This window comes from Streptomyces sp. NPDC002643 (assembly GCF_053592555.1).
On sequence record NZ_JBSFVY010000049.1, the window covers coordinates 1 to 13,056 of the forward strand.

General features: G+C 72.4%; 11 protein-coding genes and 1 pseudogene. 7 read left to right on the top strand and 5 right to left on the bottom strand.

Features of this window, described 5'->3' with window-relative positions:
• Positions 1–180 precede the first annotated feature (180 nt).
• Positions 181–1,704: an MFS transporter gene (locus ACWD4G_RS41590; protein WP_451303194.1), complete on the bottom strand. Its 1,524-nt coding sequence runs from the start codon at positions 1,702–1,704 to the stop codon at positions 181–183.
• Positions 1,705–1,999: 295 nt separating this feature from the next.
• Between ACWD4G_RS41590 and ACWD4G_RS41595 the strand changes: the two genes are divergently transcribed.
• The 3 genes from ACWD4G_RS41595 to ACWD4G_RS41605 are packed head-to-tail and all read left to right on the top strand — an operon-like array spanning position 2,000 to position 5,040.
• Entirely contained in the window at positions 2,000–2,923 is a 924-nt protein-coding gene (locus tag ACWD4G_RS41595; protein ID WP_451303196.1) for a MaoC/PaaZ C-terminal domain-containing protein, read from the top strand.
• A gap of 48 nt (positions 2,924–2,971) precedes the next feature.
• Entirely contained in the window at positions 2,972–4,048 is a 1,077-nt protein-coding gene (locus ACWD4G_RS41600; protein WP_451303197.1) for a Zn-dependent alcohol dehydrogenase, read from the top strand.
• Between the two features lie 50 nt (positions 4,049–4,098).
• Positions 4,099–5,040 carry a 3-oxoacyl-ACP reductase gene (locus tag ACWD4G_RS41605; protein WP_451303199.1) on the top strand — a complete coding sequence of 314 codons (942 nt, stop codon included), beginning with the start codon at positions 4,099–4,101 and terminating at the stop codon, positions 5,038–5,040.
• A gap of 120 nt (positions 5,041–5,160) precedes the next feature.
• Here ACWD4G_RS41605 and ACWD4G_RS41610 read toward each other — a convergent pair whose 3' ends face one another.
• Together ACWD4G_RS41610 and ACWD4G_RS41615 are read right to left on the bottom strand one after the other, a co-directional pair.
• Positions 5,161–5,343, bottom strand: a complete 183-nt coding sequence (locus ACWD4G_RS41610; RefSeq protein ID WP_451303201.1) for a hypothetical protein — start codon at positions 5,341–5,343, stop codon at positions 5,161–5,163.
• A gap of 143 nt (positions 5,344–5,486) precedes the next feature.
• Positions 5,487–6,830, bottom strand: coding sequence for a hypothetical protein (locus ACWD4G_RS41615; RefSeq protein WP_451303203.1), 1,344 nt, complete (start codon positions 6,828–6,830; stop codon positions 5,487–5,489).
• 257 nt (positions 6,831–7,087) lie between these two features.
• Here ACWD4G_RS41615 and ACWD4G_RS41620 point away from each other — a divergent pair, with 257 nt between their 5' ends.
• The 4 genes and pseudogenes from ACWD4G_RS41620 to ACWD4G_RS41635 all read left to right on the top strand — a co-directional run bounded on the left by ACWD4G_RS41620 (position 7,088) and on the right by ACWD4G_RS41635 (position 11,356).
• The gene (locus tag ACWD4G_RS41620) at positions 7,088–7,960 is read left to right on the top strand and encodes a Nif3-like dinuclear metal center hexameric protein (RefSeq protein ID WP_451303205.1); all 873 of its coding nucleotides are present in this window, start codon (positions 7,088–7,090) and stop codon (positions 7,958–7,960) included.
• Entirely contained in the window at positions 7,957–8,700 is a 744-nt protein-coding gene (locus ACWD4G_RS41625; protein ID WP_451303293.1) for a zinc ribbon domain-containing protein, read from the top strand. The genes ACWD4G_RS41620 and ACWD4G_RS41625 overlap by 4 nt, the downstream gene beginning before the upstream one ends.
• 160 nt (positions 8,701–8,860) lie before the next feature.
• Positions 8,861–9,304, top strand: a pseudogene (locus ACWD4G_RS41630) (reverse transcriptase-like protein); the annotation flags it as partial.
• A gap of 897 nt (positions 9,305–10,201) precedes the next feature.
• On the top strand, positions 10,202–11,356 hold the full coding sequence (locus tag ACWD4G_RS41635) for a histidine phosphatase family protein (RefSeq protein WP_451303295.1): 1,155 nt from the start codon (positions 10,202–10,204) through the stop codon (positions 11,354–11,356).
• Positions 11,357–11,363: 7 nt separating this feature from the next.
• Here the strand turns inward: ACWD4G_RS41635 and eda are convergent, their stop codons facing one another.
• Together eda and yaaA are read right to left on the bottom strand one after the other, a co-directional pair.
• On the bottom strand, positions 11,364–12,035 hold the full coding sequence (gene eda, locus ACWD4G_RS41640; protein WP_451303207.1) for a bifunctional 4-hydroxy-2-oxoglutarate aldolase/2-dehydro-3-deoxy-phosphogluconate aldolase: 672 nt from the start codon (positions 12,033–12,035) through the stop codon (positions 11,364–11,366).
• Positions 12,036–12,133: 98 nt separating this feature from the next.
• Positions 12,134–12,934: a peroxide stress protein YaaA gene (gene yaaA, locus ACWD4G_RS41645; RefSeq protein ID WP_451303209.1), complete on the bottom strand. Its 801-nt coding sequence runs from the start codon at positions 12,932–12,934 to the stop codon at positions 12,134–12,136.
• Between the last annotated feature and the right edge of the window lie 122 nt (positions 12,935–13,056).

Sequence of the window (13,056 nt, forward strand, 5' to 3'; positions counted from 1 at the left end):
CGATGGGGGTACCGCCCGCGGTGGGGGCCCCTCCCGCTCGAACGAAGCTGAGAGTGGGGGAGAAGCCGAGCGTGGGGGAGGGTGGGCGCAGCGGCGCCCTGCCAGCGCCGGTAAGCGCGACCCCGGCCCGGTCAGCCCCGTGCTGGGTGCCCCGTGACCACCGGCCCGGTTCAGCCCTCGTCACGCCCGCGTTGGGCTCGTTGCGGCTACGGGGCGCGCCTCCGCCCCGTCGGCCACCGCCTCCCCTCCGCCGCTCGCCAGCAACCGCCGGTCAGGCGTCCGGCGGTCGTGGCGCGGGAGGAAGAAGGCGAGGGCGAGGCCGACGGCCACGGCGGTCGTGGCGATCAGGAAGGAGACGCGGAAGCCGTGCATCGTGGGGATCGCGACGCCGTCGACGTGGTGCGCGGTGTTGGCCAGGACCATGCCGATCACGGCGCTCGACACCGACGTACCGATGGACCGCATGAGGGTGTTGAGGCCGTTGGCCGCGCCCGTCTCGGAGGGGTCCACCGCGCCGACGATGAGGGCCGGGAGCGAGGAGTACGCGAGGCCGATGCCGGTGCCCAGGAGGATCGAGATGACCACGGTCTGCCAGGCCGCGCTCATCAGGCCGAGGCCGGCGCCGTAGCCGATCGCGATGATCAGCAGGCCGATGAGGAGGGTGCTCCGGGGGCCGTACTTGGCGGAGATACGGGCGTAGACCGGCGCCGTGAACATCATCGTGAGGCCGAGCGGGGCCACGCAGAGGCCCGCGACGACCATCGACTGGCCCAGGCCGTAGCCGGTGGACGTGGGCAGTTGGAGGAGTTGCGGGAGGACGAGGGAGACGACGTAGAAGGAGACGCCGACCATGATCGAGGCGAGGTTGGTGAGGAGGACCTCGCGGCGGGCGGTGGTGCGCAGGTCGACCAGGGGTGCGGGGAGGCGTAGTTCCAGGACGCCCCAGAGGAGGAGGACGAGGGCCGACGCGGCGAACATGCCCAGCGTCGTCGCGGAGGTCCAGCCCCAGTCGCTGCCCTTGGTGATGGGCAGGAGGAAGAGGACCAGGCCGAGGGAGAGTCCGAGCGCGCCGAGGAGGTCGAAGGAGCCCGCCGCGCGGGTCTTCGTCTCGGGTACGGCGACGAGGATGAGCACGATCGAGAGCGCGCCGAGACCTGCCGCGCCGAAGAAGAGGGCGTGCCAGTCGGTGTTCTGGGCGACCAGGGCCGCGAGCGGCAGCGCCAGGCCGCCGCCGACGCCTATGGACGAGCTCATCAGGGCCATCGCGGAGGCGAGGCGTTCGCGGGGGAGTTCGTCGCGCATCAGGCCGATGCCCAGGGGGATGGCGCCCATCGCGAAGCCCTGGAGGGTACGGCCGAGGATCATCGGGATCAGTTCGCTGGTGAAACCGCTGATCAGGGCGCCGACCACCATCACGGCCAGGCTCACGAGCAGCATCCGGCGCTTGCTGTGGAGGTCGCCCAGCCGTCCCATGATCGGCGTCGCCACGGCGCCCGAGAGGAGGGTCGACGTCAGGACCCAGGTGGCGTTGCCGGGCGTCGTGTCCAGCAGGTGCGGCAGATCCTTGATCACCGGGACGAGCAACGTCTGCATCACCGCGACCACGATCCCGGCGAACGCCAGCACCGGGACGATCGGCCCCGCCGGTTTCCGGGACGGGCCGTCGACGGCGGCCGAGGTCGTGGTCGGGGACGACTGCGTCATGGAGCGTGGCCTCCTGGCCGGGGGAAGAGAGGGTAGGTGTCCGCTGAACCTCGTACGCCCGGGCAACTATTCCGTTCCTTCGTGTGGCTAACGAATTCTTGACCGACTCATGGGGATGTGACGTGCCGTCAGGAGCCTTCACAACTACACCGGGCTGGGCTATACAGAGGGTCGCCGGACTGGAACGCGTTCTAGCTGGGGCGGGTTCCGGGTCCCTGTGACGACCTCGGTGCGGCCGCTGGTGCGGACGGCCGTACCGAGGTTCCCCGACGCACAGCCGTGAGACAGGAGCCCCATGCCCATCGACGCAGCCAAGGCGCTGGCCGCCGAGCCCCGTTCCGTCGAGATCTCCTGGAGCCGTAAGGACGTCCAGCTGTACCACCTCGGCATCGGCGCCGGTGTGCCCGCGACCGACCCCGGCGAGCTGCGCTACACCCTCGAATCCCGGCTGCACGTCCTGCCCAGTTTCGCGACCGTCGCGGGCGCGGGGGCACCGGAGGTCATCGGAGGGCTGAGCGCGCCCGGCGTGGACGTCGATCTCGCGAAGGTGCTGCACGGGGGGCAGCGGGTCGAGTCGTACCGGGCCCTCCCGGTCGAGGGGCGGGCGACGGCGACCTCGCGGATCGCCGCCGTGTACGACAAGGGCAAGGCGGCCGTGCTGGTCATGCGGACCGAAGTGGCCGACGGGGAAGGGCCGTTGTGGACGAACGAGGCGCAGATCTTCGTGCGGGGCGAGGGCGGGTGGGGCGGTGAGCGCGGGCCCTCGGCGCGGATGGAGCCGCTGACCGCCGATCCGGACAAGGAGGTCGAGCGGGTCGTACGCGAGGACCAGGCGCTGCTCTACCGGCTCTCCGGGGACTGGAACCCGCTGCACGCCGACCCGGAGTTCGCCGCGCGGGCCGGGTTCGAGCGGCCGATCCTGCACGGGCTGTGTACGTACGGGATCACGTTGAAGGCCGTCGTGGACACCCTGCTCGGCGGGGACGTCGGCCGTGTGCGTACGTACGCGACGCGTTTCGCGGGGGCCGTCTTCCCGGGCGAGACGCTCCGCATCCGGATGTGGCGGACGGGCGACGGGGCGGTAGGGCCGGACGACGGGGCCGTACGGCCGAAAGACGGCTCGGTGCGGTCGGAGCGCGGCTCGGTGCGGGTGGAGGTCACCGCGGTCGAACGCGATGACGCGCCGGTGCTGACCGACACCCTCGTCGAGCACGACTGACGAGCCAGAAGCATCTACAGGGCAGCTACTCCTGAGGGGAGCCGCACCATGCGCGCAGCCGTACTGCACGAGATCGGTCAGGACAAGCTGGAGGTTCTCGACGACGTCGAGGCGGCGGGCTTCGGGCCGGGCAAGGTGAGGATTCGGGTGCGGGCCACGGGGCTGTGCCACTCGGATCTGTCCGCGATGTCCGGGGTGCTGCCCCAGCCGGGGCCGTTCGTGCCCGGTCATGAGGGCGCCGGGGAGATCGTCGAGGTCGGCGAGGGGGTCACCGCGCTGAAGCCGGGCGACCGGGTCGTCGTCTGCTGGCTTCCGGCCTGCGGCGCCTGCCCCGCCTGCAAGCGCGGCCAGACCCAGCTCTGTCTCGCCGGGTTCATGAACGCCGGTACCCCCAACTTCAAGCGGCCTAGCGGGGATGTCTTCGGGATGGCCGGCACGGGTACGTTCGCCGAGGAGGTCGTCGTCGACGCCGGGTGCGCGGTGCCCCTCCCCGACGACGTGCCCTTCGACATCGGCGCCCTCATCGGCTGCGGGGTCACCACCGGACTCGGCGCGGCCCTCAACACCGCCGATGTGACCGCCGGTTCGTCGGTCGCCGTCATCGGCTGCGGCGGTGTCGGTATCTCGGCGATCCAGGGCGCCCGCCTCAAGGGCGCCGCCGAGATCGTCGCCGTCGACCCGGTCGCCTCCCGCCGCGAGGCCGCGCTCACCTTCGGCGCCACCCAGGCCGTCGCCCCCGACGGACTGGCCGACGCCAAACAGTCCGTCACCGGCGGCGAGGGCTTCGACTACGTCTTCGAGGTCGTCGGCAAGTCCGCCACCGCCCGCACCGCGTACGAGAACACCCGGCGCGGCGGCACCCTCGTCGTGGTCGGCGCGGGCGCGCTGGACGACTTCCTCCAGCTCAGCATGTTCGAGCTGTTCTTCGACGAGAAGCGGATACTGCCGTCCATGTACGGCGGAGGGGATGTGCTGCGGTCGTACGAGCGGACCATCGCCCTGTGGCGCGCGGGCCGTATCGACCTGGAGAACCTGATCACCCACCGGGTGCCCCTCGCCGACATCAACGAGGCGCTGGACCAGATGCGGACGGGCACGGCCCTGCGAACGTGCATAGAGATCTGACCGCCCCGTCACGAGATCCGACCATCGAGCCATCGGGAAGGGCTGGGGCCATGTCACTGCCGCTTGAGGGGCTGTCGGCGATCGTCACCGGGGGCGGGCGCGGGCTCGGCCGGGCCGAGGCGCTGGAGTTGGGGCGGCTCGGTGCGGCCGTCGTCGTCAATGACTACGGGCGGCCGGGGCGGGACGGCTCGGGCGAGGTCTCGGGCGGGCCCGCCGAAGAGGTCGCCGCGACGATCCGCGACGCCGGCGGTCGTGCCGTCGTCCACACCGGGGACGTCTCCGACCACCAACAGGCCCGCGAACTCGTCGAGTTGGCGATCTCCGAGTTCGGGAAACTGGACATCCTCGTCAACAACGCCGGCATCCTGCGCGACCGCATGGTCTTCTCCATGTCGGAGGAGGAGTGGGACTCGGTCGTTCGGGTGCATCTGAAGGGGCACTTCAACACGATCCGGTTCGCCGCCGCGCACTGGCGTACGAGGGCCAAGACGGCCATGGGTGGGGGCGGGCGGGTCTACGGGCGGATCGTCAACACCTCGTCGGAGGCGTTTCTCGCCGGGTCCGCCGGGCAGCCCAACTACGCCGCCGCCAAGGGCGGAATCGTGGGGCTGACCACCTCCACGGCCCTCGCCCTCGCCAAGTACGGCGTCACGGCGAACGTCATCTGCCCACGGGCGCGGACCCGGATGACGGAGGACGTGTTCGGGGCGGCCCCCGACGACCTCGACCCGCTCGCCCCCGAGCATGTCGCCCCGCTCGTCGGCTATCTGGCCTCACCGGCCGCCGCCCGCGTCAACGGCCAACTCTTCGTCGTCCACGGCGGAATGGTCGCCATCGTCGAACGGCCGCGTGTCCAGGCCAAGTTCGACACCAAGCAGGACGCCTTCACCTACGACGAACTGGACGGGCTCCTCACGCCGTACTACGTGGACCGGCCGGAGGGCGAGACGTTCGCGGCGGCGGAGGTGCTGAGGCTGAAGAGGGACAGCTGAGAAAGAGGGTTGAGGAGGGGGAGTTGACGGAGAACAGAACGGTCCCGTCCGTCAAATGACGGACGGGACCAGTGAATTGACGTTTCGCCAGCTCTGGCGCCCGCGATCGAACCGCTGCCGTCAGGCCGCGTTCGTCGCCTCCGCCGGCGCCACGGCCGGCTTGCGGTGACGGCCGCGAGGGGTCGTCTCGGCAACCTCGGGGGTTTCCTGGACCGAGCCCTCGCCCCGGTGTTTGCCATGGCCCTCCGCCATGGCGACACGGGGGTCGGCAGTGGGCGGCTGGGTTGTGTAAGCGTCGCTCATTGGAAGTGTTCACCCCGTCGCATGATCTTCTTACAAGCCGGTGAGTTTAACGGGCCGCCCTGTGCCTCTCTAAGGAGCGGCGCGGGTGTTGACCGGTCTGTGATCTGCGGCGATGGCATCGTTACAGTTACCCGGCGGTCACTTCATCGGGCGGTCGCCCCCTCCAGCGGCGCCTGTTGCAAAGGCACAGGGCGGGCCACCGCAGGTGGGGACGGCTCCGCACCCGGCGATCCATCGACGGAGGGTGGCGCGGGGGCGCCGGGCGGGGTGTCCGCGCCCGGGGCGGCCGTGTCGGAGGACTGTGACGACTCCCCCCAAGGTTCCTCCACCTCATCTCCCCAAGGCACCCCCATCCGGGCCACCCCGCAGCGCACCGCTGCCGTCGCGTACGGCAGTTGGAGGACGCCCTCGCGGGTCCACAGTCCGGTGCCCGTCAACCAGCCCTCGGGGGCGGGCAGATGGTGCACCCGGCGGGAGGTGGGCCGCCACAGACCGAGCCAGGTTCCGCGGGCGCCGTCGACGCGCAGGGCGACCGCGCAGCTCTCGGGGGTGAGGATCTGGCCGGGCTGGATGGCGAAGGGGGTCATCCGGTGGTCGTCGGGCACCCGCAGACACTCGGGGAAACGGACCGGCAGGGTGCTGCCCAACACGCCCCAGCCGAGCCGGTCGTGGCCCGGGGAGGGCGCGTCGGAGCGGATCAGCAGCAGTCCGCTGTCCGGGTCGGCGAGCAGCAGCCGGTCGTCGCTGTGGTCGGCGATCTGCAGCAGGGGCGACAGCTCGCCGTCGCGCTCCAGATCGAGTGCGACCGTCTTGGTCCGGCCGTCCACCTCCTGGTCCAGGGCGAGCAGCCGGCCCTCCCGGTCCAGCCAGACCCCGCCGGAACACCGCCCCGGCACCTCCGCCACCCGCTCCGGCCCGAACGCCCCGCCCGCCACCAGCCACACCGTCGTCGAACTCCGGCCCACGGCGAGGGCGTACGCGCGCTGCCCGCACGGGCCCGGCGGCAGCAGCCGCAGCCGTGTGGCCGGGTCGGGGCATTCGACCGCGCCGAGCGGCAGTTCACCGGTGCCGGGGCCGGTCGGGTAGAGCAGCGAGAACAGATGCCGCTCGGCCGCGAGACGGTGGATCAGTACGCGGCCGTCGGTCAACGGGAGGACTTCGGTGCCGGGCTCCTCCGGCTGGTTGCCCGGCAGGGGCACGGCGTACGGCTCGGGGCCGTCCAGGGTCCAGCGCTCGGGGAACCAGGACTCACCGGCGAGGGCGAGGCGTGCCGCGTACGCACCGTCGGCGGTGATCACGCAGCCGGGCGGCGACACGGGCCGTCGGCCGCGTCGGACAGCGGACCGTTCGTCGGGCTCGGGCTCGGGCTCGGGCCCGGTGTCCGCCGCGTCCGCTGTGTCTGCCGGGGGGTGTGTTCCCGTCCCGGTCGGTGGGAATCCATCCTGCTCGAACGGGGTCGAGAGCTCGGGGGGCGCACAGGCCGTCATCGTTCGGTCACCTCCGGCGACGAAACTTAGTTTTCGTACGCACAGGCGTGGGACCCCCGAGCGCCCGCTTCACACATAAGGGTGCTCGTCCGGCGATTCGCCTGAGGAAACGGAGACGGATGTGCTCCCGGGGCCGGTGGGGGAGGGTGCGGACGGCCGTGACGAGGAGGGGGCGCCCCCTGGCCGACGGGAAGGGCGGCTGGTCACGTGACCCATGGCCGGTCTCGGAGGGGAGCGGTGCAGGTAGCCTTTGGGACGTGCCCCGTCTGTCTGAAGTCATCGCCGCCCTCGACTCCCTCTGGCCGCCCGAGAGGGCCGAGGGATGGGACGCGGTCGGCACGGTCTGCGGCGACCCCGACCAGGAGGTCGGCCGGGTCCTGTTCGCCGTCGACCCGGTCCAGGAGATCGTCGACGAGGCGGTCAAGCTGGACGCCGATCTGCTGATCACCCACCACCCGCTCTATCTGCACGGTACGACGACGGTCGCGGCCTCCACCTTCAAGGGCCGCGTGGTGCACACCCTCATCCGGAACGACATCGCGCTGCACGTCGCCCACACCAACGCCGACACGGCCGACCCCGGCGTCAGCGACGCCCTCGCCGGCGCCCTCGCCCTCCGTGTCGTACGACCCCTCGTCCCGGACCCCTCCGACCCCGCCGGGCGGCGCGGTCTCGGCCGGGTCTGCGAGCTGGACCATCCGCTGACCGTACGGGAGCTGGCGGCACGGGCGGCCGAGCGGCTGCCCGCCACCGCGCAGGGCATCCGGGTCGCCGGCGACCCCGAGGCGGTCGTCCGCACGATCGCGGTGAGCGGCGGCTCCGGCGACAGCCTGTTCGACGACGTACGTGCCGCCGGTGTGGACGCGTTCCTCACCGCCGATCTGCGCCACCATCCGGCGTCCGAGGCCATGGCCGCCGCCGGTGAAGCCGCCCGTACCCCTCTCGCGCTGCTCGACGCGGCGCACTGGGCCACCGAGTGGCCCTGGTGCGAGCTGGCCGCCGCCCAGCTCGACGAGATCTCCGACCGTGAGGGATGGGGACTGCGCGTCCACGTCTCCAAGACGGTCACCGACCCCTGGACCGCCCACGCGGCGTCCACCGTCACCGATACATCTGGAGCCCCCAACTGAACGCCGCGCCCGCCGACCAGATCCGACTCCTCGACGTCCAGGCCCTCGACGTCCGCCTGCAGCAGCTGGCGCACAAGCGGAGGTCGCTGCCCGAGCACGCCGAGATCGAGTCGCTGACGAAGGACCACACCCAGCTGCGCGACCTGCTGGTGGCCGCGCAGACCGAGGAGAGCGACACCGCCCGCGAGCAGACCAAGGCCGAGCAGGACGTGGACCAGGTGCGCCAGCGCGCCACCCGCGACCAGCAGCGCCTCGACTCCGGTGCCGTCACCTCCCCGAAGGACCTGGAGAACCTCCAGCGCGAGATCGCCTCCCTCGCCAAGCGGCAGGGCGACCTGGAGGACATCGTCCTGGAGGTCATGGAGCGCCGGGAGTCCGCGCAGGAGCGGGTCGCCGAGCTGACCGAGCGGGTCGGCGCCGTGCAGGGCAAGGTCGACGACGCGACCGCGCGCCGGGACGCCGCGTTCGAGGAGATCGACGGGGAGGTGGCGACGGTGACGAAGGAGCGCGAGGTCATCGCCGGGTCCGTCCCCGCCGATCTGCTGAAGCTGTACGACAAGCTGCGCGAGCAGCAGGGCGGCATCGGGGCGGCCAAGCTGTACGCCCGCACCTGCCAGGGGTGCCGCCAGGAGCTGGCCATCACCGAACTGAACGAGATCCGCAAGGCGGCCCCCGACACCGTGGTCCGCTGCGAGAACTGCCGCCGGATTCTGGTGCGTACGGCTGAGTCGGGGCTCTGAGTCGGGGCTCTGAGTCGGGGGTCTGGGTCGGGGTCTGAGTCGGGGCCTGAGGGGCGGAGGGCGGCCGGGGTCGGCGTACCGGGGTCGGCGTACTGACGGTCGACGTATCGGGCGGCGGGCGGCGGCCGTTGAGGCGGTCCAGAGGTAAGGGGCTGGTGACGTGCGGGAGTTCATCGTCGAGGCCGACGGGGGTTCCCGGGGCAACCCGGGGCCCGCGGGCTACGGCTCGGTCGTGCTGGACGGGGTGACCGGGGAGACGTTGCTGGAGGCCGCCGAGTACATCGGGGTCGCCACGAACAACGTCGCCGAGTACCGGGGCCTCATCGCGGGCCTGAGGGCGGCGTACGCCCTTGACCCGACGGCGGTCGTCCGCGTCCGTATGGACTCCAAGCTGGTCGTCGAGCAGATGTCGGGCCGCTGGAAGATCAAACACCCCGGCATGAAACCCCTGGCCGCCGAGGCCGCCGGCATCTTCCCGCCCGACCGCGTCACCTACGAGTGGGTCCCCCGAGCCGACAACAAACACGCCGACCGCCTGGCCAACGAGGCGATGGACGCGGGGAAGCGGGGGGAGTCCTGGTCCCCGTCGACATCGACGGCGGAGCTGGACCTGCGGTCGGCGGGGGCGGCGAGGGGGATGGGGACGTCGGCGAAGGGGGCGGCCCCCGAACCCGCCGGTCCGCCGGCCCCCGAACCCGCCGGTCCGCCGGCCCCCGAACCCGCCGGTCCGCCGGCCCCCGAACCCGCCGGTCCGCCGGCCCCCGAACCCGCTGGTCCGCCGGGCGACGCGACCGCTGGTGGGCTTGGCGATGTGGCGGCTGGTGGGTCTGGGGATGCGGCGGCCGGTCCGCCTGGGGATGTGGCGGCTGGTGGGCCTGGGGATGTGGCGGCTGGTGGGCTTGGCGATGTGGCGGCTGGTGGGCCTGGGGATGCGGCGGCCGGTCCGCCTGGCGACGCGACGGCCGGTCCGCCTGGCGACGCCACTGCCGGTGCGGCGAAGATCCGGGCGGCTTTGGCGAAGGCGCGGGGGGAGGCTGAGGGATTGCCTTCGGCGCCGGTCGGTGAGGGACTGTCTTCGGCGCCGGTCGGTGAGGGATTGCCTTCGGCGCCGGTCGGTGAGGGACTGTCTTCGGCGCCGGTCGGTGAGGGATTGCCTTCGGCACCGGACGCCGACGCACTGCCTTCGGCACCGGACCCCGAGGCACTGCCTTCGGCACCTGTCGCCGACGCCCAGCCTCTGCCCTCGGGCACAGCCTCTGCTGCCCGGCCGGCGGGGTCTGTCCGGCCGGGCGAGCCTTTTCGGTCGGCCGAGCCATCCCGACCAGCCGAGCCATCCCGACCAGCCGAGTCTTCCCTACCGGCTGAGCCTTTCCGGTCGGCCGAGTCTTCCCGGGTAGCTGAGCCTTTCCTACCGGCTGAGCCCTCCCGAGTGGCTGAGTGTTCCCGGCCGGGCGAGCGATCCCGACCGGCTGAGTCTTCCCTACCGGCTGAGCCCTCCCGAGTGGCTGAGTCTCCCCGGCCGGGCGAGCGATCCCGACCGGCCGAGTCTTCCCGGCTAGCCGAGCTTTCCCCACCGGCTGAGCCCTCCCGAGTGGCTGAGTCTTCCCTACCGGGCGAGCCATCCCTACCGGTTGAGCCATCCCTACCGGTTGAGCCATCCCGACCGGCTGAGTCTTCCAGGGTTGCCGAGCCTTCCCGGCCTGCCCCGTCTCCGGCTGCGGCCACCTCCTCCAGGCCGGCCGTCCCCTCGGGTACGGCTCGGTCTTCCGAGTCGGCCTCCGCCCCCACCTCGGCCGCTCCCACCTCCGACCCGGTCACGCCTCTCCACCCGTCCTCTGCCCCTCTCCACCCGTCCTCTGCCCCTCCCCGCCCGTCCTCTGCCCCTCTCCACCCGTCCTCTGCCCCTCCCCGCCCGTCCTCTGCCCCTCCTCGTTCGGCCGCCTCCTCCGCGTCGGCCGCCTCCCCGGCCTCCCGTAAAGCCGCCGCCGACATCCGGGCCGCCAAGAACATCGCCAGTGCGGCGCCCGATCTCGGGGCGCCGGCCACCTTTGTGCTGTTGCGGCATGGTGAGACCTCGCTGACGCCGCAGAAGCGGTTCTCGGGGAGCGGGGGTTCCGATCCGTCCCTCTCCGAGGTCGGCCGGTACCAGGCCGAGCGGGTCGCCGTGGCGTTGGCCGCTCGCGGGACGATCCAGGAGGTCGTGTCGTCGCCGCTCGCCCGGTGCCGGGAGACGGCGGGGATCGTCGCGGCCCGGCTGGGGCTCCCCGTCAAGGTCGAACACGGGCTGCGCGAGACCGACTTCGGCGCCTGGGAGGGGCTCACCTTCGGCGAGGTGCGGGAGCGGTACCCCGACGACATGAACGCCTGGCTGACCTCGCAGGACGCCGAACCCACCGGCGGCGGCGAGAGCTTCGCGGCCGTAGCCGAACGCGTCGCCGCCCTCCGGGACGAACTCGTCGTGACCCACCGGGGCCGTACCGTCCTGCTCGTCACCCATGTCACGCCCATCAAGACCCTGGTACGGCTGGCCCTCGGCGCACCCCCGGAGTCCCTGTTCCGCATGGAGCTCTCGGCGGCCTCCCTCACGGCCCTCGCGTACTACGCCGACGGCAACGCCACCCTCCGCCTCCTCAACGACACCTCACCCCTGCGCTGAGCCTCACTCACGGGGCGCGGAGCGCCGCGGCCTCCCGGGCCAGCGTCTCGACCCGGCCCCAGTCCCGCGCGGCCAACGCGTCCCCCGGGAGCATCCAAGTCCCGCCCACACAGCCGACGTTGGGGAGGGCGAGGTACTCCGGCGCGTTGGCCGGGCCGATCCCTCCCGTCGGGCAGAAGCGCGCCTGCGGCAGCGGCCCCGCGATCGACCTCAGATACGCCGTACCGCCCGCCGCCTGAGCGGGGAAGAACTTCATCTCCCGCACCCCCCGCTCCAACAGCGCCACGACCTCCGACACCGTCGACACCCCCGGCAGGAACGGCACCCCGGACGCCCGCATCGCCTCCAGCAGTACGTCCGTCCAGCCGGGGCTGACCAGGAAGCGGGCGCCCGCCGCGACCGACTCCCTCACCTGCGCCGGAGTGATGACGGTCCCCGCGCCGACCACCGCGTCCGGCACCTCCTCGGCGATCGCCCGGATCGCGCCCGGCCCGGCGGGCGTCCGCAACGTCACCTCGATCGCCGGCAGCCCACCCGCCACCAGCGCCCGCGCCAGCGGCACGGCATCGGCGACGTCCTCGATCACGACGACGGGGACGACGGGGGCGAGGTCCAGCACGGAGACGGAGGGCGCCTCGGAAGAGGGCTGGGCGTCCGAGGAGGGCAGCGGCAGGCTCATGCCCTCATCGTGCCTCCGAGGAGCATCCTCAGCAATGGGCGTTGCGTATGTTGCAATTCCAGGCTCAGTGACTGCCTGCGCTGTCGGCGCCGCAGCCGTCAGTGCACCTCGTCCACCAGCACATCCAACGTCCACGCCTTCTTGGCGCCGGCCCCGCTCCCGGCCCCCGCCGGCGGCTCCACCTCCACCACATACCCGAGGTCCCGCAGCGCCTCCACCAGCTCCGCCGGGCCCTTCGGCGCGATCCCGGCCGACAGCAGACTCCGTACGATGCGGCCCTTGGTCGCCTTGTTGAAGTGGCTGACCACCTTCCGGGTGGGCGCGTGCAGCACCCGTACGGCCGCCGTCCGCCCCGCCACCTCGCCCTTCGGCTTCCACGCGGCGGCGTACGCCGACGAACGCAGATCCAGCACCAGCCCGTCCCCGGCCGCCTCGGGGAGCGCGGAGGCCATCGGCGTACGCCAGTGCGCGCCCAGCGCGCCGAGGCCGGGCAGCTTCACACCCATCGAGCAGCGGTACGAGGGAATCCGGTCCGTCACCCGGACCGCGCCCCACAGCCCCGAGAACACCAGCAGTGAACGCGCCGCCCGCTGCTTCGCGGCGGTGTCCAGGGAGGCCAGGCCGAGGGCGTCGTACAACACCCCGGTGTAGATCTGCCCGGCCGGCCGCGCCCCCGCCGTCAGCAGTCCGGCGTTCTTGGCGACCTCACCCCGCAGCCCCTCGCTCAGCCCGAGCACCTCGCGCGCCTTCTCCTCGTCACCGGCGCACAACTCGACCAACTCGCCGAGTACGGCCTCCCGCGCCCCGGCGAGCGCCGGCAGGGACAGCCCCTCCAGCTTCAGCGGGGCACCACCCGAAGAGGGCGCCTTACCTTCGGACGGGGGCAACAGGACGAGCACGGGCACTCCTTCGGATAGGGCTCCGCGACAGCGTACGGGGTGGGAAAGGGGGGTCGGACAGGTGCCGGGGGCCGTCCCGGTCGGGCCGGACCAGGTCGCCTTCCCGGTCGGGCCGGACTCGC